The organism is Pseudomonas tremae (assembly GCF_001401155.1).
Classification (GTDB): domain Bacteria; phylum Pseudomonadota; class Gammaproteobacteria; order Pseudomonadales; family Pseudomonadaceae; genus Aquipseudomonas; species Aquipseudomonas tremae.
This window is the reverse complement of the sequence record NZ_LJRO01000392.1, coordinates 1-418: the sequence shown is the minus strand read 5'-3', so window position 1 is coordinate 418 and position 418 is coordinate 1. Positions and strand designations below refer to the sequence as shown.

1 protein-coding gene is annotated in these 418 nt (G+C 55.7%); it reads left to right on the top strand.

Annotated features, from left to right (window positions below; genetic code table 11):
* Positions 1 to 24 precede the first annotated feature (24 nt).
* Positions 25 to 418 (top strand): DUF2242 domain-containing protein (locus ALO43_RS22530; RefSeq protein ID WP_157062356.1); only part of this gene is annotated, 394 nt, incomplete at its 3' end.

Below are 418 nucleotides of genomic sequence, written 5' to 3'. Positions count from 1 at the left end.
TCTTTTCCTTCCTCAGGATTTTCGATGTTTAAGCTACTGAACGTTCGTACCGCATTCTGGATCTCTGCCGTGTTGATGGCAGCTGGTTGTTCATCGCCGAAGCAGGCGGTTTATGACCACGAACATTTCGATGACGCCGGGACCTTCTCCCCTAGTTATCCCGCCACCGACCTGGCTTATTGCGAAGCGGGGCGGCGTGCCTTGTTGAGCCAGGGCTATATCATCACCAGCAGCGACCCGAAGATGATTGCCGGTCGCAAGAGCTTTCAACAGACCGGCGATGCGCATATTGAAATCAGCTTCAATCTGGTGTGCGCCGCTGATGCGAAGGACGGCAGTTCCACCATGTTCGCCAACGCTCTGCAGGACCGCTATGCGCTGAAGAAGACCAACAACTCGGCCAGCCTCGGGGTTGGAG